Source organism: Amycolatopsis balhimycina FH 1894, assembly GCF_000384295.1.
GTDB lineage: Bacteria > Actinomycetota > Actinomycetes > Mycobacteriales > Pseudonocardiaceae > Amycolatopsis > Amycolatopsis balhimycina.
In genome coordinates this window covers 8,840,707-8,863,258 of record NZ_KB913037.1, presented here as the reverse complement: position 1 = coordinate 8,863,258, position 22,552 = coordinate 8,840,707, and the positions used below count along the sequence as shown (strand labels likewise).

Sequence of the window (22,552 nt, the reverse complement as noted above, 5' to 3'; positions counted from 1 at the left end):
CCGGTGTGGTCGGACCGTTTCCGACGGTCCGCCTGGCGGCGGCCCTGCGCTGGAGTCTTAAGTCACCTACGCAGCTGCCTTTCGTACGGCGGCCTCCACAGCCGGGTTCTGGCGGCGAGGGCGTGGCGCAGGCCGAGGCTGCGCGAGACGCTACGGCACTGCTAGTCGAATCAGTGTCGCGGCACCAGCGTGGCCGGCTCGCCGAGCGGCGCGGCGGTTACCCCGAGGTGCTCCCCCACCCGGAGGGAGAACCTACCAACCGGCGGCGGGCGCTCGTCCTGGTCAGCCTGACCAGGACGAGCACTTCGTCCTACCTGCCCGCTATGGGAGGCCGGTGCCAGTACCAACGCGAGCAGGTCGTTGCACGCCGACCGCCCGGCACGGACGGAACTGGCCTCCAGCAGCCCCGCTTCCCGCAGCGGCACCGGATTCCGGTCGCCGACCTTCACATTGACCGCGAACGACCCGGATGTCGGCGCGTACAGCTCGTTTTCAGCAATTCGGTCGCACCCGCAACGAATCCTTGACGAACTCGTCCCAGAAACCACCGGAAAGATCGTTGCCGAACATCCGCCACGTGTTCTTTCCAGTGTTCCACAGATTGCTAAGCCGCCAAGGACGCGGTCCGCGCAGCGTGAACAGATCGCCCGTTCCCATCAATTTGCCAAGTGGCCCCAGGACAAACCCGAATGCAGCCGCACCGGCCAGTTTACCGGGATCGAACTTCCAGTCGAAGAGCTGCTGGACACCTTCAGCGGCTGCACCGCCCGTCGCCCCGCACAGGGCGGCGGCGGCGAGGACAGTTGCGGTGTCACACGCACCGGTGATCGCGCCGCCAACTGCGCCGCCGACCGTAGCACCGAGAAATCCGTTCAGGGTGACCGGTTCCTTATTGGCCCACACGTTCACCGCATAGGTGGTGCCACCAACGATCGCTCCTGCGGCCGCCCCGACAATGGCACCCAGCGCGATGTGCACCCAGGTGCCGTTGGGATCGATATTGTTTGCGGGGTTGCTTTCGGCATACCGGTAAGCGTCGCCAGTGAGTGCGAGCGCAGGGTCGACGGTGAGGAATTGGGCGGTGGCTGGGTCGTAGTAGCGGTGGATGAGGTAGCTGAAGCCGGTCTCGGTGTCGCTGTAGGCGCCGGTGAAGGTCAACGGTGTCGTTGCGGGGCCGGTGGTCTTGGCCCGGCCGTAGGCGTCGTAGGTGTAGGTGGCGGCGAGTTTTCCGTCGGCGCCGAGGAGGGCTCGGGTGGAGCCGAGCTGGTCGTGGAAGAAGTAGCCGGCCTGTCCGTCGTTGTCGATCTGCTCGACGGGCAGCCCATCTGGTCCGTAGATGTAATTGGTCGTGCCGTCGGTGAGCAGTTCGGGGGTCGCGGTTGAGGTGTCCCAGGTGAAATGCTGGGTGACGCCGGCCGCGGTTTTGGCGGTGCGCAAGCCGTTGCCGTCATAGGCGTAGGTCGCGACGGTCGTAGGCGGTGTTTGGGCGATGGCCGACTTGACCGGTGCAGTGGTCGCCGAAGCGCTGGTGGCCGGTGGGCTGGTGGCGTAAAAGTCGGGGACCTGCCAGGTGGAACGGGTCTTGCTCGGGACGTAGGTGTAGCGGTCGGCCGCGCTGGTCGCGCTGGTGCCAGCCGCGGTGGTGACAGTGACGTCGACAGTCCCTGTTCCGGCGGGGGCAGCGACGAAGATCAGCATCGGGAACAAGCGGCTCTGGTAGAAGCGCGCGGGTTTGGTGCCGAACTTGACCGCGGTCGCATGCGCGAGGTTGGTCCCGATGATGACGGCGTAGGTGTTGCCGGTAGACGGGCCACGATTGGGGATCACCGCAGTAACGGCAGGTTTCGGGGCCGTCGTGTAGGTGAACCGGTCGGCCGCGGTGACGGCGCTGGTGCCGCCGGGCGTGGTGACGGTGATGTCAGCGGTTCCGGTGCCGGGCGGGGAGACGGCGGTGACGCTGGTGTCGGAGACGACCGTGTAGGACGTAGCGGGCACCGTTCCGAAGGTCACGGCGGTGGCGCCGGTGAGGCCGGTCCCGGTGATGGTGACCGTCGTGCCGCCGGCCGAAGGGCCGGACGCTGGGGCGATCTTGGTGACGGTCGGTGCGGGGGTGGCGGGTTTGGTGCTGGTGACCGTGGTGAGCCGGTCGGCCTGGTCGTAGGTGTAGGCGTAGCTGGTGGCGGTCGGCGTGGAGGCCGTGGTGCGGTTGCCGCGTTGGTCGTAGCCGTAGTTCGTGGTGGTGGCGCCGCTGGTCGCGGTGGTGAGCTGGTCGGCGTGGTCGAAAGTCTGGGTGACGGTGGTGGCGAGTTTGGTGGGGTTGCCGGCCAGGTCGTAGGAGTAAGCGGTGCCGTTGGCTGAGGTCAGCTGCAGTTTCGCGTCGTAGGTGTAGGCGGTGGTTCTGGACAGGCCCGTCGTGGCGGCTTCCCGGGTGAGCTGACTGTTCGCGTCGCGGGTGTTGCTCAAGGCCGCCAGCGGTGCCGCGGGAGTGCCGGTCGGTGCGACCTGGGTGGCGGTCTCCTGGTCCGTGGTGTCGAACGTGGTGGTGACGGTGTCGCCGTTGGGGTAGTTGGTCGTGGCGAGGTTGCCGTTCGGGTCGTAGCCGAAGGTGGTGGTGTGCCCGGCCCAGTCGGTGACGGCGGTGAGCCGGCCGGCGCCGTCGACGGCGCGGGTGAGGGTCTTCGTTCCGGGGTAGGTGACGGTGGTGGCGTTGCCGGCGCCGTCGTAGCCGTAGTGCACCTCGTTGCCGGCGCCGTCTCTGGTGGCGGTGAGGTGGCCGGCCGGGTCGTAGGTGTAGGTGCTGGTGCCGGTGCCGTCGGTCATGGTGGCGCGGCGGCCGTCGGGGTCGTAGCCGTAGGTGACGTTCGGGGTGCTGCCGTCGCTGTAGTTGATCGTGGTCGGCCGGTTCGCCGGGTCGTAGCCGTAGGTGGTCGCCTGGCCGGCCGGGTTGGTGCGGCCGGTCTCGTTTCCGGCGAGGTCGTACTGGTGGTTGGTCGTCAGGCCGCCGGGCCGGATCTCGGACAAGACCTGGCCGCGGACGGTGTAGGCGGTGGTCGTGACGTTGCTGTTGGGGTCGGTCTGCGTGGTGCAGTACGCGGCGCCGGCTGCAGCACTTGGACAACTTCCCGCGCCAGGTCGCTGGTCGTAGCTGGTGCTGGTGGTTGCCGCGCTCGCGGTGCCGGTGCCCTTGGTGACGGTCGTGGGCCGGTTGTCGGCGTCGTAGGCTGTGCCGGTGGTGTTGCCGATGGCGTCGGTCGTCGCGGTCAGGTTTCCGCCGGCGTCATAGGTATTGGTGGCGACGTGGCCGGCCGGGTCGGTGATCGAGGTCAGTTGCCCGTCCGGGTTGTAGCTCCACGTCGTCGTGCCGGCGACCCGCGCTGCGCCGGCGGCGGGGCAGCTGACAGTGGCGTAGGGCGCGGTCTGGCAGATCTGCTCGCCGTCGGCGTCGTAGACAGTTTTCGTGGTGTTCGTGCTGGTGGCCGTCGGTGAGACCGCGCTGCTGGTGACATTGCCGCTGGTGTCGTAGGCGAGGGTCTTGGTGCGGCCGTCGGCGTCCGTGACGGCGGTGACGTCCCCGGGATGTGCCGGGTCGCCGTGGGCGTAGTTCGTGGGCTTTCCGAGCGGGTCGGTCATCGAGAGCAGGTTGCCGGTCCCGTCGTAGGCCATCGAGGTCGTTTCCCCGGAGGGGGTCGTGCGGGAGGTGACTTCGTCGAGGCTGTTGTAGGCGTAGCTGGTGCGAAGGCCGCTGGGGTCGGTAGTCGAGGTCAGGTTGCCGTGGTTGTCGTAGGTGTTGCGCGTGACGTGCCCGAGCGGGTCGGTGATGGTGGCTCGGCCGAGTGTGGCGACGTCGTAGGAGTAGCTGGTCGTCGCCGCGGCAGCCGTGCCCGCGCCCCGGGTGAGCGCGGTGAGTTCGAGGTTGGCGTAGGCGTAGGCGGTCACGACCCCGTGCTCGTCGGTCATGGTCGTCGAGCCGCCCGCGGGCGAGGTGGGGTCGCCAGCGTAGGCCCAGGTCGTGGCCAGGCCGGCGGCATCGGTTTGGCGCACGACCCGGCCTGTGGTGTCGTAGACGTTGGTGACGACGCCGCCGCGGGGATCGGTCATGGTCAACAGCTGGTGCCCGGTGTCGTAGCCGAAGCTGAACGATCGTCCGGCCGGGTCGGTGGTCTTGGCGAGGTTCCCCGCGGTGTCGTAGGCGTAGGTGGTAGTGCGGCCGAGCGGGTCGGTGACCTTGCCGATGTGAGTTCCGGTGTAGGAGAAGGTCAGGGTCCGACCGGCGGGGTCGGTCACTGTGGACAGCTGGGTGCCGGTGTAGGTCAGCGTCGTCGTGGCGCCGTTGAGGTCGGTTTCGCTGAGCAACTGCCCCGCGCCGGAGAAGCGGTAGCCGATCTGATTGGCGCGGCGAGTGAAGGTGTAGGTGCCGTCGCTGTTGTGCAACAGCGTCGCCAGCACGCGAGGCGGAGCCGAGAAAACCCCGAAGCCGAGCGCCCGGAAGGTCACGGTGGCGCCGTTTTCCTGGCTGATCGTGACGTTGCCGGCGGCATCGGTGGCCAGGCTCATCCCGTAGCTGTCGGTCCAGCCGAACCCGAACAGCCCGTCGACGGACGCGGCCGACGAGGCATAGGAACGGTCCAGCTGCAGCGCTGGCCCGCGGCCGGGCACCTTGGCGTCGGTGAAGTCGTGCAGGAAGTCGCCGGAGGCGCAGTTGATCGGCTGCTTGGCGAAACAGACCGTGACGTGCTCGCTGGGGTTCGCACCCCGGCCCTGCTCGCTCAGGGTGGGACCGCCGGCGAACACGGCCGTGCCGGTCAGAGCCTCCTCAAGGGAGAAGTAGGCGGTCGCTCCAGGTGCGAGGGGAGGACTGAAGTTGACGACTCCGCCGCTGCCGTCACTGGAGATGTCGGAGAAGCTTGTCCCCGGGCCTTCGTATCCGGTCGGGCCAAACGGGCACCCCGCCGGCTGGGGAGACGCCGTGCACAAGCCGTCGCTGTCGAATCCGAACAGGTTGGTGTTGGACGACAGTTGGAGGCTGCTGACCGGCTGGCTCGAGTTGTTGACCACGCCGGTCAGCGTGTCGTCCGCACCGTCGTACGGGCCTTGGCCGGGGTCGCTGTAAACGTTCGTTTCGCCGTTGGTGACCTGGACCAGTACCCCGCAGCTGGTGTCCGCGCCGACGGCGGGGCATTCGGTGAACGGCGCTGCCGGAACCGCCACGGCGAGTGGTGCGGCCAGCGACCGCGCCGCCGTCCGCCCGGCGGGTGCGGCGAACGTCGCTTTCGCGGTGAGGGGGTGAGTACCGGCGCGAGGCTGGTCGTTGGGTCGTGGCGGCGGTGTCGTCGGGGAAACAGAGGTAGTCGGCGCCGTGGTCGTCGGTGTGACGGCTCTGCTCAACGACGATGACGTATTTGTAGTGGCGATCGTCGGCGCCGGAGAGGTCGAGTTGGCCACGGTCGAAGTTGGCGGCGCGGGAGCAGCAGAGGCTGCAGGCGGGACCAAGCCGGCGACCAGGATGAAGGCCGCGAACAAGCTTGCGCGAGAAGCGGAAGACGGTTGCACAGCGGACCTCCTGGCCAGGCGTCGAACGACAGCAACCCCTCATGTCGCCCACGTCATCAGCCGTGTTACACATTCCATATTTATTCGATGAATCCGCCTTCGTCAGCGAATTTCGACCATATGATGTTTTTCCGAAAATTTGCAGTGGCAATCCTTTGCCCTCGGCTTGTCATTCCCCTACCGAACGCGCATGCAGTGTGCTGACCGTCCCCAGGCAAGCGCGGGTGCAAGTTACGACGCTTCTCACACAACAGGGGCACACCCTCGTAAGCCAAAGAGTGCAAATGTACAGTTCTGTCCGGTATGATCTGTTTGACTTATTGAAAGGCAACTCCAGTTCATCACTCGTGTCGTTGTACGTACAGCTGGCTTCGGGCAGTAGTTTGGTCTGCGATCGCACGAAGATGATCAGGGCCGCGCCGGTTGCCCCCGTGCCGCGGTCGTCGTCCCAGCGACAGCGTTGACCGGGACACGCTCGTCAAAACCACCGGGCCTTGCCGGGTCGCTGGACCTGTCCCGGATTGGCATGTTCGGCTGGTCCATCGGCGGCGCGACCGCAGCGGCCGTCATGCACGGCGACCCGCGGGTCGCCGCAGGTGTCGACATGGACGGCACCTTCCACGGCCCCGTGGTCACCGACGGGCTGGATCGCCCGTTCCTGCTGCTCCGCGCACAAAACCACAACCGGGACAACAGGTAACACAGGACATCGGCACGATCAGTCCCGACCGCGCCGTCGGCATCGAACGCACCTACCTGGCGGCGTACTTCGACCAGCAGCTCCGCCACGAGCCTGGGCGGCTGCTGGACGGACCCTCGCCCTGCCACCCGGAAGTCGAGTTCCTGCCCTGAATCGCTACATATGCGCAACTCTCGACGCGGCACTGTTCGCGGCACGTCCCCCCGCCCTCGACGGGCGCCGCGGATGACAAGTTCGGGACGCCCGGAGTCCTGGACCCGTCATCCGCAGCCGTACCACCGGCATCCCCGACACCGATGGAGCTTCGCGGCTACTGGAGCGTGGACATCGGTTCTCGCCGATGCCCACCCCCAGTTCGCACCGTCAGCCGACCTTTTCGATCTTCGCCTTGCGGATGAGCTGCTTGCCGGGCTGGTGGATCTTCGCGAACGCCGCGTTGTTGAGCAGCGCGCAGCTGCCGGACTTCGCGGTCACCGGCACGGTGATGGACTTGGCGTTGTCCAGGTTGGTGACCTTCAGCATGGTGCCGACCGGGAACTGGTTGCTGGCCGCGGCGGGCGCACCCGCCTCTCCGGACAGGGTCACGGTCGAACCCTTGCAGACGACGTCACCCGCGGCCGCGGCGCCGGACTGATCCGCGGTGCTCGCCACCCCGGCCAGACCCTGGTTGGCCGCAGTGGCACAACTGGCGTCGGAAGCCGCTCCACCAGCCGCGGCGTTCGGATCCGCGGACGCGGCGGTGTCCTTTGCCCCGGCCTTCTTCTCCTTCGCGGCGTCCTTTTTGTTCTTGCCGGCGTCCTTGGTAGCTTGCTTGTCCTTGGCGGCCATGCCGTTCTGGTTCGCCATGCCGTTCTGATCGGCAGCCATCCCGTTGACCCCGGCATTCGGGTCAGCGGCGGCGTTCGCCTGGCACGCCGCGATGGCAGCGCAGTCGGCGGCGTTGACTACGTTGTTGTCGGTGGCCGCACCGTTCTGATCAGCGGCCATGCCGTTCTGGTTGGCCATGCCGTTCTGGTCGGCCATGCCGTTGTTGTTGGCCATGCCGTTCTGGTCGGCCATGCCGTTGTTGTTGGCCATGCCGTTCTGATCGGCAGCCATCCCGTTGGCCGCTGCATTGGGATCGGCAGCGACGTTCGCCTGGCAGGCCGCGATCGCGGCACAATCGGCACCGTTGGCAGCGGCGTTGTTGTCGACGGCCGCACCGTTCTGATCAGCGGCCATACCGTTCTGGTTCGCCATGCCATTGCCGCTGTCGGCCGCACCGTTGTTCGTGGCCATGCCGTGCTGGTTGGCCATGCCCTGGCCCGCGGCGTTCGGGTCGGCCGTCGCGGTCTGGTCGGCGGCGGCCGCTGCGCCGTTGTCCGCACAGTTCACGGCCGCTTCGGCGGCCTTGCCCGCCGCAGCACCCTTCGCCACGCAGCCGGTGGCCGCGAGCCGCTGCTGGATCAGATCCGCCACCGCCTGCCGGTTGGTGATCCTCGCGGCGGACTGTGCGTCCGCGTTCGACTTCTGCCCCGCGATGAAGTTCAGATTGTTCTGTAACGCCGTCTGGAGACCCTGGCAGTTCGCCGTCTGGGCCGTCGCGGCATTGCTGTCCGGACTGCTGAACGCGAGCACCGTTGCGGTGACTCCCGCAACTCCCAACAGGGCGGCGAGTCCGATCGTCGCCTGTTTGCGGTGTCGTCCGGAACTACGCAAGCGGGGCATCTGCCCCTCCTCTCTGGTCGCCACCTCACCCTGGGACACGGCTGCGCGACACAAGTGGTTCAGAGGAATTCATCCAGCCTCGCAAGCAAAGTCCGCACACGCGATCACAACAAGAGCGGAAAGATGCTTTACCAGCGGTGTTTGTGCGAATCGACGATCGGGCGCAACGAAAATCCGTTGGCAGATGGCGGGTTTGAGCCGACACAATCCACAGTGGACTGCTCAACCTCTCGCTCGAGCAGTCCACCAGAGCCAAGGCGGGCGGCATTCAGAAGCCGCGAGCCACACACTACATCTACACCAACGTAGTAGCAATGGCAAGCCGACATTCAGTAGTTACCAGGAGGAAAGTTATCCGCTGGTTAACGCGACCCCAGAACCCGTTTACCCTCGAGCGCAGCCGCCCCGACCAGCGGCCGGCATCTACCCGCCCTCAGGCGGATGACGAGGGCGGTCAGCGGCGCGCGCAGCAGCAGGCCGATCAGCGCCACCCCGGCGCCGAGCACAGCACCGGCGAGAACGTCATGGACGTAGTGCGCGCCGAGGTACACGCGGGAAAATCCGATCAGCACCGCCACCGCGAGCGAGGCGAGCCCGGCCCGGCGGCCGACGAGGAGCAGAGCGACGGCCGCGGACACGGCGATCGTCACGTGGTTGCTGGGGAACGAGTAGTCCGTCGCGAAGTCGCAGGTGGCCACGGTCGGCACGGCCGGAAAGCGGATGCAGGGGCGCGGTTCCTCGACGAGGATCTTGACGAGGTTGCTCAGGCCGTAGGCCAAGCCGACGGCGATCGGCACCCAGAGCACGGCCGCCATCCGGCCGGCGTCCCGGCGGCGTGCGCGCCACCACACGAACGCGACGACGAGCGCGAGCAGTACCAGTCCGGCGTTGGTGAAGACCTGGAAGAACCCGTGCAGCCACGGGGTGGCGCGGGCGAACCCGAGCACATCCAGGTACCAGCCGCCGTCGATGGCTCCGCCGTCCACCGCCCCATCCTTCCGTTCGATTGACAACGTCGTAGAACTTCTACTTCAGTGTAGATGTTCGACGAGTGCCCCGCCGCCGGGAGGTGACGAACGGGTTTCGACAGACAGGTAGATTGGTGGTATGCGGATGCGGCGAGACGACAGCGCCCGGCGCGCGCCCGGCGAGCTCGAGGCGCAGGTCCTGGCCGTGCTGTGGAAAGCCGACGGCCCGCTGGCCCCGGCCGAAGTGCGGGAGCGGCTCGGCGCCGACCTGGCCTACACGACCGTCGTGACCATCCTCTCCCGGCTCCACGACAAGGGCGTGGCGGAACGGGAGAAGGAAGGCCGGTCCTTCCGGTACCGCGCCGTCGACGACGAACCGGGGCTGGCCGCGCGGCGGATGACCAAGGTGCTCGACAGCGAACCCGATCGCGACAGCGTGCTCGCCCGCTTCGTCTCGAACTTGTCCGAATCGGACGAACACCTGCTCCGCGAGCTGTTGCGGCAGAACGAAGGCTGACCGCATGGACACCGACTTCTGGGTACCCTTGCTGCTGCCTTTCGCGGCCTGGCCCCTGGCGCGCATCGTCGTCCCCCGGTTGCCCCCGCGCGCCGCGAGCTGGCTGCTGACCTCCGGATGCCTCGTGCTCGCCGCCGCCAGCACCGCCGCACTGACATTGCAGGCTTTCGCCGGTCTGACGCTCGTACCGGCCATCGCTCAGGCCGGCCATTGGTCACCTCAGGCCCTGAACACCGTGGAACCGGTCAACGTCCCCCTGGCGATCGGCTGCGGGCTCCTGCTGAGCGTCCTCGGCCTGGCGTTCACGCGCACGGCCGTGCGGTACGCGCGCTGGAGCCGTGCACTGACCCGGGAACTCGACGAACACGACCCGGCCACGGGAATCATCATCCTGCGCGGCCAGGAACCGGTCGCCTTCTCCGCGCCGGGCCGCGGCGGTCGGATCGCCATCTCCAGCGGCATGCTCGACGCCCTCGGCCCGGCGGAACGGGACGCCCTGCTGGCGCACGAACGCGCCCACCTCCGCCTGCGCCATCACCGCTTCCTCATCGCGATCACCCTCGCCGCGGCGCTCAATCCGCTCCTGCGCCCGCTTTGCTCGGCAGCGAGGTTCGCGCTCGAACGCTGGGCCGACGAAGCCGCCGCGCAGGACGTCGGCGACCGGACGGTGGTGGCCAAGGCCGTCGCCAAGGCCGCGCTCGCCGGACGGGCCCAACCCGGCTTCGCCCTCGCGGCGACCGGCGGACCCGTGCCACGCCGGGTCAGCGCCCTGCTGACCGCACCCGCCCGCCGCCTTCCCGCCGCACTGCTCAGCGCGACCCTGGTCCTCGGCGTCACCGGCTGGTCCGCCCAGACGGTGCTGGACGCGGCCACCGACCTGCACCAGAACCTCGAATCCGCGCAGGACGTCGCCACGGATGCCCCGGGGGTTCTCCCCGACGACCACGACGGGTTTGACCGCTGAATCGGATTCAGAGCGGCGCTTCGAGCCGATAGCCGTGCCCGCGCAGCGTCGTGATCACCGGCGTCGCGCCGGTCCCCTCGGCGAGCCGCCGGCGCAGAGCGGCCATGGTGACGTCGAGGGTCTTGGTCGGCCCGAACCAGTGCTCGTCCCAGACCTCCGCCATGAGGTCTTCGCGGCTGACCGCGACACCCGGCCGGCGGGCCAATGCGGCGAGCAGGTCGAACTCCTTGGGACGCAGGGAGATCTCGTGCCCGCCCAGCAGGCATCGCCGCGCGTCGACGTCGAGCACGAGGTCGCCGAGGTCGACCGGACCGGTGCCGGCGGACGCGACGGGGCGGCGGCGCAGGTGGGCCCGCAGGCGGGCCAGCAGCACGGTGACGGTGACGGGTTTGACCACGTAGTCGTCGGCGCCGGCGTCGAGGCCCACGATGATGTCGATCTCGTCGGCCCGAGCCGTGAGGATGATGATCAGGACATCCGGGTCCGCGCCGCGCAGGGTGCGGGCGACGTCGACGCCGTCGGTGTCCGGGAGGCCGAGGTCGAGCAGGACGACGTCGGGTGCGGTCTGCCGCGCCTGTGCCAGCCCGCCTTCCCCCGTGCGGCACCAGTGCACCTCGTAGCCGTTGGCGAGCAGTCCGGTGCGGAGGTGACCACCGATCGCCGGGTCGTCCTCGATCAGCAGGACCTCGACGGCGTCGCCGGCACGCTGCATGCTCATGTGCCGGATCGTAACCAGTGTGGCCGCGGCCGGCCCGGGACACCGTGGCCGGTCACAGGTCCCGCAACTCCTCCACCGCCGGGCGGCTCGACGCCCGGGCGCTGAGCAGCGCGGCGGCGGCGAGGGCGGCGATCACGGCCGCGGTAGTGGCCGCCAGGTAGGTCCAGGGGACGGCGATGGTGGACGGAGGCGGATCGAAGACACCGGTCAGCACGGTCACGAGCATCCGGGCCAGGCCCCAGGCGATGACCGTGCCGCCGACCAGGCCGCAGGCGCCGAGCAGGAGTCCTTCGCCGAGTACCAGCCCGCGCAGCTGCCGCCGCTTCGCGCCGAGCACGGCCATGATGGCCAGGGTGCGTCGCCGTTCGGCCAGCCCGACGGCCAGGACGATGCCGCCGGCACCAGCCGCCAGCAGGACGGCGAAGGTCAGCTCCAGCCGGGTCAGGCCATGCAGGTTGACCGACGTGAGGCTGGAACCGACCTGCGCGCGGGTCTGCGTGAGGTCGGTGACGGTGGCGGCGGCTCCCAGCCGGGTCCGCAGTGCTGCGGCGACCTCGGCCTGACCGGTCCCCCCGGTGTCGACGAGGAACGCTCCGACGGCGTCGGAACCGGTCACCCGGGCGAGGTAGGCGGCGTTGGCGACGAAGAAGCTGTCCTTGGGCGCGGTCGGGAACTCCTTGACGATCCCCGCGTAGTGGAACGGCACGGTCTGCAGTTCCTTCGTGCGGCTGTCCTGCACCCGGAGATTGACCAGATCGCCCGGGACGAGCTGGAAGTCCTTCACCGTTTCGGCGCTGACCAGGATCGCATCGGGCTGCCGGGCGAGCATCGCCATCAGCTCGGCCGCGGTGCCGCCCTGGAAGTAGGCGTCCTGCAGGGCGGTGGCCTGGGTGATGGTGTCCGGCCGCACGCCGTACAGGTCCTGCAGATCGGCGCCGACGTAGGCGAACCGGTGCTGGATCGGCTCGACGGCGCGGACCCCGGGTACGGCCCGCAGCTGCCCGGCGGCACCCGGTCCGACCTGCGTGCCCGGCGACTCGGTGACGGTGACGTCGGCGCCGTTGGTCAGCTGGGCGTCCGCCTCGGCCTGCTGCTGGTAGGTGCTGTTGAACACCGCAGTCGACGCGGCGAAGGACAAGGCCAGCGCGAGCAGGACGATGGCCCGGGCGAGGATCCGGCGCTGACGGGACAGACTCGCCGCACCCGGTCCGGCGAGCCGGCCGGCCAGCGGCCGCAGCAGCCGTTCCAACGGGCGACGCCCGTGCGCCAGCGCCAGGATCACCAGGCGCCACAGCAGCACGGCGGCGCCGAGCCACAACAGCGCTGGTCCGAGAAAAGCCCAGTACGACACGGAAATCGACGGCACGCCCTCCGGGGCCAGCACCAACGCGTAGTCGTTGCCGCTCGACGCCCAGAAGACCACCAACGATCCGCCGATGAGCAGGAAGTCGCCCCCGGCCTTGAGCCACCACGGGGTTCTTTGCTTCCCGACGGCTTGTCGGGCCTCGGCGACGCTACGGCCGCGCAGGTCCACGACTGCGGGTACCAGGACCGTGAGGGTGGTGATCAGCAGGCCCGCGGTGAACGCGACGGCGAACCACAGCATGGTCGCCCAGATATCCGCACCGGCCGGAGAGGGTCCGAACGCGAGGCGGCCGGCCGCGGCGGCGATGCCGAGTCCGGCGGCACCGCCAAGGACACCGACGAGGACGGCTTCGCCGACCGCGAGCCGTACCACTGCTGCCGGTGCGTAGCCGCGAGTGCGGAGCAGCGCCTGTTCGGCACGCCGGCGTTCTGCGCCGGAGCTGACCAGCGCCGCGGTCAGCAGTGCGGACAGCACTACTCCGGGCAATCCGAGGAACAGGAAGAGCATCTGCGCATAGGCGGCATCACCGCGGGCGGCGTCCAGTGCCGCGGCGACGTTGTCACCGACCAGCGCCGCGCCGGCGGCGCGGGCCTCCAAGTTGTGCGCGGCGGCAATCGCCGACTGGTACGCCGCCGCCGGATCACCAGGCCACGGGGTGGTGAGCCGGACGTGGAACTGGGTCGTCCCGGGCTGGCCGCTCAGCTCGGCGAACATGGCTTCCGGCACCAGCAGCACGTTGTCCGGAGGCGCCGCGGGCTGTGCCTGGGCGGCTGCTCCGACCTTCTGGAACAGGGAGTCGGCCTGGGGCAGGTCGACGACCCCGGCAACGGTGATCGTCAAGGGGTCCGCCCCGGCGCGTCCGATGCCGACCTGGTCACCAGGGCGTACATGCAGGTTGGACGCGGTCTGCTGCGCGATGAGCACGCCGGTGGAAGCGCCGGCCAGGTGCCTGATCTCGCCCGGGAACGCCGCCGCGTAACCCGCTGGAACACCGAGGACGACGCCGGGACCCGTGGTCTGCGTGGTGCCGTCGGCGGAAGCCCGGAAACCCGGGGTTCGCGCGAGGCGGACGCGTTCCACCGCACCGGCTCCGGGTGTGGTGCGCAGTTCCCTCAACACAGCCTCGGGGTCTCCGCCGGGCTGCACCTCCACCTGCCAGTCGACGGCAACCGAGCGCAGTGCCCGGGCGGTCATCGTCGCCTGCGACGCCGTGAGGAACGTTCCCAGTGCCGCGATCAGCGCGACCCCGAGCGCGATGCCCGCCGCGGTGGCGAGCACCCGGCCGGTCCGGTGCCGCAGCAGCCCGGCCAGCCAGCGCACTGTCATGACTGCACCACGGCGGTGAACAATCTGCCTTCACGCATCGTCCAGTGCGTGTCGAGCCGATCGGCGACCGCATTGTCGTGGGTGGTGACGACCAGTGCGGCCTGGACGTGATCCGTCGCGGCGAGCAGTGCGTCGAGCAGACGGCGACCCGCCGCGTGGTCGAGCTGGCCCGTGGGCTCGTCGGCCAGGACCAGACGGGGACGCCGGGCGAGCACCCGCGCGACGGCCACCCGCTGCGCCTGGCCGCCGGAGATCTCCTCGGGGAGTTTCGCGGCCAGCTCCGCCACATCCACCAGTTCCAGGGCCTCGGCCACCCGTCGCGCGACTTCGGACCGGTCAACGCCCGCGATGACGAGTGGGAGGCCGGTGTTCTCCGCGACGTTCAGGGCCGGCACCAGGCTGGGGCTCTGGAAGACGACCCCGATCAGGTGCGCGCGGGTGTCGGCGGTCACCGGCAGCCCCGGCCACGTGACCTTCCCCCGCGTCGGCCGCTCCAGGGCCGCCATCAGGTGCAGCAGGGTGGACTTGCCCGAACCGGACGGCCCCGCTATGGCGATCCGGGCCCCGGCCGGGACCGTGCAGGTGGTGCCGTGCACCGCGACGACGGCCGACGGGCCGGTGCCGTAGGTACGCGACACGTCATCGCAGGCAACCATGATCTCGGTCATCCGGCCACCGCCCCGTCCTGCAAGGTCACCACGCGGTCGGCGATCCGCACCACCTCGGCGCTGTGGGTCACCACGAGCAGCCCGGCACCCCGGCCGGTGCGTTCCCGCAGCAGGGACAGGACCTCCTGCTCGGTCGCCCCGTCGAGCTCGCCGGTCGGTTCGTCGGCCAGGATGACGTCCGGGTCGTTGGCCAGCGCCACCGCCAAGCCGGCCCGCGCGAGCTCGCCGCCCGAGAGCTGCGCAGGGACGGCCCGGCCTCGGCAGGTGAGGCCGACCTGCTCGATCAGTTCGTCGGCTCGGACGCGCCCACGACCGGCGGCGCGACGGGCAAGCCGGATGTTCGCGCGCACGTCGAGGTGCGGGACGAGGTTCCGGGCCTGGAGGAGCACACCGATGCGGTCGGCCCGGAGACGCGCGCGATCGGCCTCGCGGCGATGGGTCATGCGCTCACCACCGACCCGGACGGTGCCACCCGCCGGTTCGTCCAGACCGGCCAGACAGGCCAGAAGGGTCGACTTTCCCGAACCGGACGGGCCGACCACAGCCACTGTCTCGCCCCGTTGGACGGTCAGCGACACGCCACGCAGAGCAAGCGTTTCGTCGTCGCCGGTGCGGAAGAACCGGTACAGGTCGCGGGCCTCCAACGCCGGGGCGGGTTCCGCCGTCATCACTGCCATCGCAGGGACTCGGTGACGGTGCGCCACGGGTCGACGTTGTCGGCGTTCACCGGACCGGACAGCGTCAGGTCGACCCGGGTACCGGCGTGGAAGAAGACGTAGTGCTCGAAGGCGTCCCGGACGACCTTGCCGGTGACCGGGTTCGGCGCCGAGTCACCTTGGTAGGTCACCAGGACGGCCGGACCGGCCTGGCGGGTCACGGTGGATACCTGACCGAGGGCGAATCGCGGCACCTGGCCGCGCCACGCGGGGACGTCCGTCGCCGTGACCGAGGCGGCGGTCGGGGCGGTCGCGGCGGCGGCCGTGCTGACCTGGACCTGGTTCAGCTTGTCGGTGAACGTCGTCGTAGCGCCCGCGGCGGTCGAGGCCCAGCCCTCCGGGATCTTCACCGAGAACGCCGCACCCGGCGGGGTGAATGCGACGAAGGCCTGGTTGTCCGGGATGTCACCCGGTGGGTTGGATTCCGTGGCCGGCTGCCCGGACCCCGACGTCGACGCCGAAGAGGTCACCGACGTCGGAGCCGACGCGCTCGGTCCCGGTGGTGCCGATGCGCCCGAACAGGCGGACACCGCCCACGCCGTGACCAGGATTCCCGCGCCCAGCACCACTTTCCCGCCCGACATGACACCTCCCGGCCGTGCGACAACCACCTGCTCCCAGGCTATGAACCACACGGCTACGGCAACCGCCCGGAAAGGTACGAGGACGGCAAAACACGAGCCGGCCGGCCCGGGATCCGTCGCGGCGGCCCGGCGGACGACCATGATGGGCTGCATGAGAGCTCGGGTTGTCCGGGTGGCCATGATCGCCGTCTCGGTGGCGCTGGTCCTCTTCGCCGTGCCGCTGGCGATCCTGGTGTGGTCCTCGCTGGTCACCGAAGAACAAGGCGAGCTGGAGCGGGTCGCGTTGGCCGTCGCCGTCCGAGTGGGCCCGCTGTTCCTCACCGGCGACCCGGTGGAGCTGCCGGCCGCGGAGGCCGACAACACCATCGGCGTCTACGACCTCGGCGGCCATCTCAAAAGCGGCCACGGACCGGAGACCGCCGACGACGTCGTCCGGCAGGCTTACGCCGGCGCTGCGGCCGACGGGCAGCCCGGAACGGATCTCGTGGTCGCGGTCCCGGTGTCCGCCGCCGAACACGTCAACGGCGTGGTGCGCGCCGCAGCGCCGGTGAACGTGGTGTGGACCCGGGCCTTTCTCGCCTGGTCCCTGCTCGGCGCCCTCGCCGGTGCCGCCCTCGTGGTCGCCGTGCTCGTCGCACGCCGTCAGGCCCGCCTGCTCACCGAACCGCTGGAGGACCTGTCGAGCGCGTCCGACCGGATCGCCGGCGGCGACCTCGGCGCGCGGGCCGAAACCGGCGACATCCCGGAAATCACCCGGGTGGCACTGGCCCACAACCTCATGGTGGACCGGCTGACCCAGCTGCTCGAACAGCAAAGCCATTTCAGCGCCGACGCCTCGCACCAGCTGCGGACCCCGCTCAGCGGGCTGCTGCTCAAGCTGGAAGCCGCGCGCACCGCGCCGCCGGCCGACCTGCCCCGGGTCCTCGACGACACCGCGCGGGGCGTCCGAGACCTGTCCCGGACCGTCGAGGACCTGTTGGCCTTGTCGCGCCACCATCCCGAACGGTGGTTCACGGCGGCGCCCGGCACCGTCGCCGAGGTCCTCACCGGCGCCGAGCAACGCTGGCACGGCCCGCTCGCCCGCGAAGGACGCCGGCTCGTCGTGGAGATCGAACCGCAGGTCAGGGCTTGGACCCTCCCGGCGAGCCTGCTCACCCAGATCGTCGACGTCCTCACTGACAACGCCGCACGCCACGGCCGAGGCACCGTGACCCTGACCGCCCGCGACACCTCCGGCGTCCTAGCCGTCGACGTCGCCGACGAAGGCACCATCCGGCTGGACCCCGCGGACGTGTTCGTCCGCGGCGCATCGGGCGGCGGGGGTCACGGCATCGGCCTGGCACTGGCCCGCACGATCGCCGAAGCCGGCGGGGGACGCCTGACCGTCACCCGCCGTGCCCCGACGACGTTCACCCTCTATTTCCCGCCCCTCGACGACGCGGTCTGAGAGGCCCGGGGATTTTGCCATGCGCTAACCAAGCTATGCCCATGCGTTTGCCTGACCGTCCGAAGTGGACCGATCGCGGTGCTCCGTCCGCATGAAACGCGCCACCTCAGGCGAATTAGGTACGCCTCACCTCTATGAGGCGAGCCTGGCCTGAGTTACGGTCGCAGCGTTCACCGCGAGACTCCGGGAGCCAAGCTCATGTCGCCCACCCAGATCGCCGTCCTCGGCGCCATTTCCGGGTTCACGATCTACCTGGGATTGCCGCTCGGCCGGCTACGCGCCGAGATGCCACGCCTGAAGACGTTCCTCAACGGCACGGCCACGGGCATCCTGGTCTTCCTGCTCTGGGACGTGCTCGCCCACGCCTGGGAACCGATCGACGCCAGGTTGGGCAAGGACGAGCTCGGCGGGGTCCTCGGCAACGGCGCCGTACTCCTGGTCACCGCGGGGGCGGGCCTGCTCGGCCTGGCCTACTTCGACCAGGCAACCGCTCGCCGCCGGGCCGACACGCAGCGCGCCTACGGGCCGGGTGCCGCATCGGTCGGCGAGCTGAGCGCGGCTGCGACCGGCAACCCGGCTTCCCGCCTGGCCATGACGATCGCGATCGGGATCGGCCTGCACAACTTCGCCGAAGGGCTCGCCATCGGCAATTCGGCGGCCGCCGGCGAACTCAGCCTCGCCGTCCTGCTGGTGGTCGGGTTCGGGCTGCACAACGCCACCGAGGGGTTCGGCATCGTGGCGCCGCTGACCGGGACCCGCCCGTCCTGGGGCTACCTCGCCCTGCTCGGCCTGATCGGCGGCGGCCCGACGTTCGTGGGCACGCTGGTCGGGCAGGCTTTCGTCAACGAGACCCTCTCGATCGCGTTCCTCGGCCTCGCCGCCGGGTCGATCCTCTACGTGGTCATCGAACTGCTCGCCGTGGCCCGCAAGGCGGACCTCAAGACTGTCACCACGTGGGGCGTGTTCCTCGGCCTCGTCCTGGGCTTTGCCACCGACGCGGTCATCACCGCCGCCGGAGCCTGACGAGCCGCGAGCTCACGGTCCGCCAAGGACGGACGCCGACGCACGTCCGCGTCATTCCCGGCCGAGTTCGTGGTGCTCGAAGCCGTCCCCGCCGATGCCGTGCAGCGCCAGCACGAGGAATGACACCGCGACAAGCACCGTGGCCAGGGTGATCAGCGCGATCGTCAGGCGGCGGCGCGTACTGACGGTTCCGTCACGTCCCAGCAGGGCCGACAGGTCGGTCAGCACCTGCCGGCTTGCCGCGGACACGATCGGACGCCAGCCAGTGACTGCTTCCGGCTCCGGTGGCAGATCCGCTGTGATCGCGGCGAGTTCGTGGCGGTATCGGGCGGTATAGACCCGGGCTATCCGGTCCTCGACCTCCGCGATCGTCAGCCGTCCTTTGCCGGCGGCGACGTGGAGCGCCGATTCCGTCTCGGCGCGCTCGGCGTCCGAGCAGCGCACGGCACCCGGCGTGGCCGCGCTGGTCTCGCCAGGTTGAGCCGGTCGGTGTTCAGGGGGTTCCGTCATGGTGCACCTCGGTCTGCAGCGAAGAGCAAGGAGCCGAAATTCTCATCATTCTTTAATCTACTACCGTGTAGAACTTCTACAGGATAGTCGTAGAAGGGAACCGGATGATGACGCGCATCGTGATCGTCTCGGCGCGCGTCGGCGCCGGCCACGACGGAGCGGCCTACGCCCTGGCTGAACGGCTCGTCCACCACGACGTCGAGGTCCTCGACTTCCTCGACCTGCTGCCACGGTCGTTGGGCCGGCGGCTTTGCGGCCTCTACCACCGGCAACTGGAGGTCGCTCCGCGCAGCTGGGACTGGACGCTGCGGGCTCTCGGCACCGCCGGGCCGGCCTGGCTCGCGGCGCGTGCGGCGACGCTCGCCTGCGACCGTCTGCGCGCCGTCCTCGGAGACGGCCCCGACCTGGCAATCTCGACCTATCCCCTGGCCACCCACGCACTGGGCGCGCTGCGTGCGCGGGGCGCGCTGACAGCACCGCTGGCGGTGTACCTGACCGATCCCTCGGTGCACCGGCTCTGTGTCAGCGGCATCGCCGACCTGCACCTCGCGCCGAACCAGAACGCCGCGACGCAGGCGCTCGTCTGGGGCGCCCGGCAGGTCGACGTCGCCGCGCCGCTGGTCCGAGCCCGGTTCGGGCCGGCCACGACGGCCGAGCGAGCCCGTGCCCGCCAGCAGTTCGGCCTGCCCCCGACCGGCCGGCTGGCGCTCGCCGTTGCGGGGTCGTGGGGTGTCGGGCAGCTGGCCGAGACGGCCTGCGACGTCGCGGCGTCCGGCGTCGCGGTGCCGGTCGTGGTCTGCGGGCGGAACACCGCCCTACGCGACCAGCTCCTCGCCGCCGGGCACCCCCACGTGTTCGGCTGGGTCGAGGACATGCCCCGCCTCATGCACGCCGTCGATGTCGTCGTGCAGAACGCCGGTGGCCTGACGACGTCCGAGGCGCTCGCCGCCGGGCTGCCCGTGGTGACTTACCGCTGCCTGCCCGGCCACGGCCGGGCCAACGCCGACGTGCTCGACCGGATCGGCGTGGTTCCCTGGATCCGGTCGGCGGCCGACCTGGCGTCCACGCTGGCGGCTGACCGACCAACCGCAGTCGCCGCCGTCCCGGCCGGCGATCCCGTCCCGCTGCTGGAGAAACTCTTGGACGTCGCGTGAAAACCGCTCTCACCCTCGCTGCCCTGGCGGCGGTGGCGCACGCCGGACCGGCGGCGACGTTCCTGCCGGGGCCGCGGCGGGGCCTCCTGCCCCGGCTGGCCGGCCTCGCCGCGGACGGCGAGGTCGCGCTGACCTTCGACGACGGGCCCTCGGCCGCGTCGACCCCGCACTTCCTCCGGCTGCTGGACCGCCACGGCGTCAAAGCCACCTTCTTCCTGCTCGGGACGGAGGCGCTGCGGGCACCGCAGCTGACCCGGGCGATCGCCGAGGCCGGCCACGAGATCGGCGTCCACGGCTGGGACCACCGATGCCTGCTGCGCAAGTCCCCCTGGCGCACCCATCGCGAACTCCTCGACACTCGCGCACTCCTCGAGTCCCTCGCCGGCGTCCGGCCGCGGTGGTTCCGCCCGCCCTACGGCGTCTTCAGCGCCGCATCCGTGGCGTCGGCGCGGTCGCTGGACCTCACGCCGGTGCTCTGGAGCACGTGGGGCTTCGACTGGACCGAAGGCTGCACCCCGGAGTCGATCCACCGCAAGGTCATGCGGCGGCTGGGGCCAAGGGGCACGATCCTGCTCCACGACAGCGACGTCACCACCGGCAATGGCGCGTGGCGGGCCACCCTGGCCGCGGTGCCGAAAATCCTCGACGACTGCCGGCGGCACGGACTCCGCGTCGGCCGGCTCGCCGACCTCACCCTCCCGCCGACGCCGCCACATCAGCCCGAGACAGGAATCGCTCCCGCGACTGCGCGGAGCGTGACGGCGAAGAAATCACGCTGGTCAGCGGTGAGATAGCGGTCAGGCGGGGACAGCATGGACGGCAGCAGCGTGTTGGGCGGCGCCCCCTCGATGCCGGGACGGAACAGGGTGCAGTCGACCCTGCCACTGTGGATGTCCAGCTCCATCCCCCGGACCACGCCCGCGGACGCCATGGCGCCGGCCAAGGCCGTCAACGTGAGCTGGCTACCGGCCACATAGATCAACCGGCCGTGGGCATCGGTCCCGATGCCCGAGCGCCAGGTGAACTGGAACTGGTTGCCCGCACTTCCCCATTGCCCCGCGGAGTTGCCCGCGAGGCCGGGAACCGGAACACCGCCGTCGACGATCAGTTCGAGGTTCTGCCGGACCGCTGCCACCTGCGGCCCCGGGCGGACGTCACGGCCCCACACACCGACGGTGGCCACTCCCGAACGATCGATCACCAGCGACGCCATGCCGTCCTTCAACGGCTTTCCGTAACGGCCGTCGGCGAAGAACCCGCCGTCGGTGTCCCGGAATTTGAAGCCCGAGTTGAACGTCGCGAGCAGTATGGCTCGCAGGGAGTCGGGGACTCGCGCGTGTTCGGGCCATTCCGGACCGCCGGGTTCCCGGGTCCCCGCGATCAACGAAGTACGGACCCAGTTCTGGTCGAACGCCACCATCCCGGCGACCACGCTCGTGTGGGCCCGGTCCGGCCGCGCAAAGGCCGTGTAGTCGGCGGCCTGCCCGCCGGACATCCGCGCCTCCGGGGCCCAGACGCCCTCTCCGGGCAAGGCGTCCGGCGAGACCGGCAAAGGGGCCGGTGCGTTCGCCGTGTCGCCGGTCGTCGGCGGCACGGGCTTCGGCAGCGCGTCCGCACCGGGTGGGTTGTCGGCGGGTGGATGCCTGGTGTACCACCAGTTCTCGAGCGCGTTCACGACCGGACCCGCGCCGATTTCGCGAGCCCAGTCGGCCGTCCGCGCCGTGAACGTGGCGGCACCGGGGTCGGTGAGCGCCTGGACATACGTGACCGTCGGATACACCAGCAGAACAGCGAAGACGAGGAGCGTCCTCTTGATCCGCCGCCTGCGACGGATCATCGCCGGCGCAGCCAACAGGTTCGCTGTCCGGGTCATATCCCACCGCAACGAGATCGAGATCTGTACAAGGAAGCGAAAAGTCAGAGCACGGTCAAAGCCGGCGATCCGGGTCGCCGGACGGGCGCTTGCGACCGCGCCGGAGTTCCAGCGCCAGCGGGATCAGCGAGACCACCACGACGACGGCGATGATCGGCAGGAGGTACTGGTCGATTCCCGGAATGCTGGCGCCGAGCACGTAGCCGGCGAGCGTGACCCCGACCGACCAGAGCAGGCCGCCGAGCACCTGCCACACCAGGAACGTCCGCGCGGGCACGTCGAGGATGCCCGCGAGCGGGTTCAGCACCGTCCGCACGACCGGCACGAACCGGGCGAGAACGATGGCCTTCGCGTGGCCGTACCGGGAGAAGAGCTCCTCGGCGCGCTCGACACCCCGGTGCAGGTGGGGATTTCCGATCTTCCCCAGCAGTGCCCGGCCACCCCGGCGGCCGAGCACGAACCCCACCTGCGCACCCGAAATCGCGCCGGCGACCGAGGCCACGAGCACGAGCGGCAAGGACAGGTGCACCGGCGCCGAGGCACTGGTGGTGCAGAACAGCCCGGCGGTGAACAGCAGGGAGTCACCGGGCAGGAAGAAGCCGACCAGCAACCCGGTCTCGGCGAACAAGACCAGGAACACCCCGGCCGTGCCCAGACTGGACAACCAGGACGTCGCACTCAGTGGATTCACGCCCGCGACCACCTTCCGACGGTGACTTCCGTACCGCTCCGACACCCGTGCAGCTCTTCTACACGATTGT

18 protein-coding genes are annotated in these 22,552 nt (G+C 69.9%); 7 read left to right on the top strand and 11 right to left on the bottom strand.

Annotated features, from left to right (window positions below; all coding sequences use genetic code 11):
- Positions 1 to 492 precede the first annotated feature (492 nt).
- Positions 493 to 5,442: an IPT/TIG domain-containing protein gene (locus A3CE_RS59440; protein ID WP_125591876.1), complete on the bottom strand. Its 4,950-nt coding sequence runs from the start codon at positions 5,440 to 5,442 to the stop codon at positions 493 to 495.
- A gap of 634 nt (positions 5,443 to 6,076) precedes the next feature.
- On the opposite strand from A3CE_RS59440, the gene A3CE_RS56950 reads away from it, so the two are divergent.
- The gene (locus tag A3CE_RS56950; RefSeq protein ID WP_020645887.1) at positions 6,077 to 6,250 is read left to right on the top strand and encodes a hypothetical protein; all 174 of its coding nucleotides are present in this window, start codon (positions 6,077 to 6,079) and stop codon (positions 6,248 to 6,250) included.
- A gap of 363 nt (positions 6,251 to 6,613) precedes the next feature.
- On the opposite strand, the gene A3CE_RS0140820 is transcribed toward A3CE_RS56950, so the two are convergent.
- Positions 6,614 to 7,957: an RlpA-like double-psi beta-barrel domain-containing protein gene (locus tag A3CE_RS0140820; protein WP_026469345.1), complete on the bottom strand. Its 1,344-nt coding sequence runs from the start codon at positions 7,955 to 7,957 to the stop codon at positions 6,614 to 6,616.
- Between the two features lie 362 nt (positions 7,958 to 8,319).
- Entirely contained in the window at positions 8,320 to 8,943 is a 624-nt protein-coding gene (locus tag A3CE_RS52325) for a phosphatase PAP2 family protein (RefSeq protein ID WP_020645885.1), read from the bottom strand.
- Positions 8,944 to 9,064: 121 nt separating this feature from the next.
- Here A3CE_RS52325 and A3CE_RS0140810 point away from each other — a divergent pair, with 121 nt between their 5' ends.
- Entirely contained in the window at positions 9,065 to 9,442 is a 378-nt protein-coding gene (locus A3CE_RS0140810; protein ID WP_020645884.1) for a BlaI/MecI/CopY family transcriptional regulator, read from the top strand.
- Positions 9,443 to 9,446: 4 nt separating this feature from the next.
- On the top strand, positions 9,447 to 10,406 hold the full coding sequence (locus A3CE_RS0140805) for a M56 family metallopeptidase (protein ID WP_020645883.1): 960 nt from the start codon (positions 9,447 to 9,449) through the stop codon (positions 10,404 to 10,406).
- Between the two features lie 7 nt (positions 10,407 to 10,413).
- Here the strand turns inward: A3CE_RS0140805 and A3CE_RS0140800 are convergent, their stop codons facing one another.
- From A3CE_RS0140800 to A3CE_RS0140780, 5 genes are read right to left on the bottom strand one after another with little or no spacing between them, the layout of a single operon-like run.
- Positions 10,414 to 11,124, bottom strand: coding sequence for a response regulator transcription factor (locus A3CE_RS0140800; RefSeq protein WP_020645882.1), 711 nt, complete (start codon positions 11,122 to 11,124; stop codon positions 10,414 to 10,416).
- A 52-nt stretch (positions 11,125 to 11,176) separates the two neighbouring features.
- Positions 11,177 to 13,816, bottom strand: coding sequence for an FtsX-like permease family protein (locus tag A3CE_RS0140795; RefSeq protein ID WP_020645881.1), 2,640 nt, complete (start codon positions 13,814 to 13,816; stop codon positions 11,177 to 11,179).
- The gene (locus A3CE_RS0140790; protein WP_020645880.1) at positions 13,813 to 14,484 is read right to left on the bottom strand and encodes an ABC transporter ATP-binding protein; all 672 of its coding nucleotides are present in this window, start codon (positions 14,482 to 14,484) and stop codon (positions 13,813 to 13,815) included. Before A3CE_RS0140790 ends, A3CE_RS0140795 begins: the two co-directional genes overlap by 4 nt.
- Positions 14,481 to 15,152 (bottom strand): ABC transporter ATP-binding protein, encoded by a 672-nt coding sequence (locus tag A3CE_RS0140785; RefSeq protein ID WP_020645879.1) that lies wholly within the window; start codon positions 15,150 to 15,152, stop codon positions 14,481 to 14,483. The genes A3CE_RS0140790 and A3CE_RS0140785 overlap by 4 nt, the downstream gene beginning before the upstream one ends.
- Positions 15,152 to 15,784 (bottom strand): hypothetical protein, encoded by a 633-nt coding sequence (locus tag A3CE_RS0140780; protein ID WP_020645878.1) that lies wholly within the window; start codon positions 15,782 to 15,784, stop codon positions 15,152 to 15,154. Before A3CE_RS0140780 ends, A3CE_RS0140785 begins: the two co-directional genes overlap by 1 nt.
- A gap of 151 nt (positions 15,785 to 15,935) precedes the next feature.
- Between A3CE_RS0140780 and A3CE_RS0140775 the strand changes: the two genes are divergently transcribed.
- Both A3CE_RS0140775 and A3CE_RS0140770 read left to right on the top strand, forming a co-directional pair.
- A complete protein-coding gene (locus A3CE_RS0140775; RefSeq protein ID WP_026469343.1) occupies positions 15,936 to 17,231 on the top strand; it encodes a sensor histidine kinase in 1,296 nt (431 codons plus the stop codon).
- A gap of 198 nt (positions 17,232 to 17,429) precedes the next feature.
- Positions 17,430 to 18,254, top strand: a complete 825-nt coding sequence (locus A3CE_RS0140770) for a ZIP family metal transporter (RefSeq protein WP_020645876.1) — start codon at positions 17,430 to 17,432, stop codon at positions 18,252 to 18,254.
- 51 nt (positions 18,255 to 18,305) lie between these two features.
- Here the strand turns inward: A3CE_RS0140770 and A3CE_RS0140765 are convergent, their stop codons facing one another.
- Positions 18,306 to 18,764: a DUF1707 SHOCT-like domain-containing protein gene (locus A3CE_RS0140765; RefSeq protein WP_026469342.1), complete on the bottom strand. Its 459-nt coding sequence runs from the start codon at positions 18,762 to 18,764 to the stop codon at positions 18,306 to 18,308.
- Positions 18,765 to 18,871: 107 nt separating this feature from the next.
- Here A3CE_RS0140765 and A3CE_RS55615 point away from each other — a divergent pair, with 107 nt between their 5' ends.
- Complete coding sequence (locus A3CE_RS55615; RefSeq protein WP_084642172.1) at positions 18,872 to 19,918, top strand: MGDG synthase family glycosyltransferase; 1,047 nt, start codon at positions 18,872 to 18,874, stop codon at positions 19,916 to 19,918.
- On the top strand, positions 19,915 to 20,712 hold the full coding sequence (locus A3CE_RS0140755; RefSeq protein WP_020645873.1) for a polysaccharide deacetylase family protein: 798 nt from the start codon (positions 19,915 to 19,917) through the stop codon (positions 20,710 to 20,712). The genes A3CE_RS55615 and A3CE_RS0140755 overlap by 4 nt, the downstream gene beginning before the upstream one ends.
- On the opposite strand, the gene A3CE_RS58995 is transcribed toward A3CE_RS0140755, so the two are convergent.
- A complete protein-coding gene (locus A3CE_RS58995) occupies positions 20,634 to 21,755 on the bottom strand; it encodes a phosphodiester glycosidase family protein (protein WP_245589673.1) in 1,122 nt (373 codons plus the stop codon). The two genes, A3CE_RS0140755 and A3CE_RS58995, sit on opposite strands and share 79 nt — an antisense overlap.
- A 91-nt stretch (positions 21,756 to 21,846) precedes the next feature.
- Entirely contained in the window at positions 21,847 to 22,482 is a 636-nt protein-coding gene (locus tag A3CE_RS0140745) for a DedA family protein (RefSeq protein WP_026469341.1), read from the bottom strand.
- Between the last annotated feature and the right edge of the window lie 70 nt (positions 22,483 to 22,552).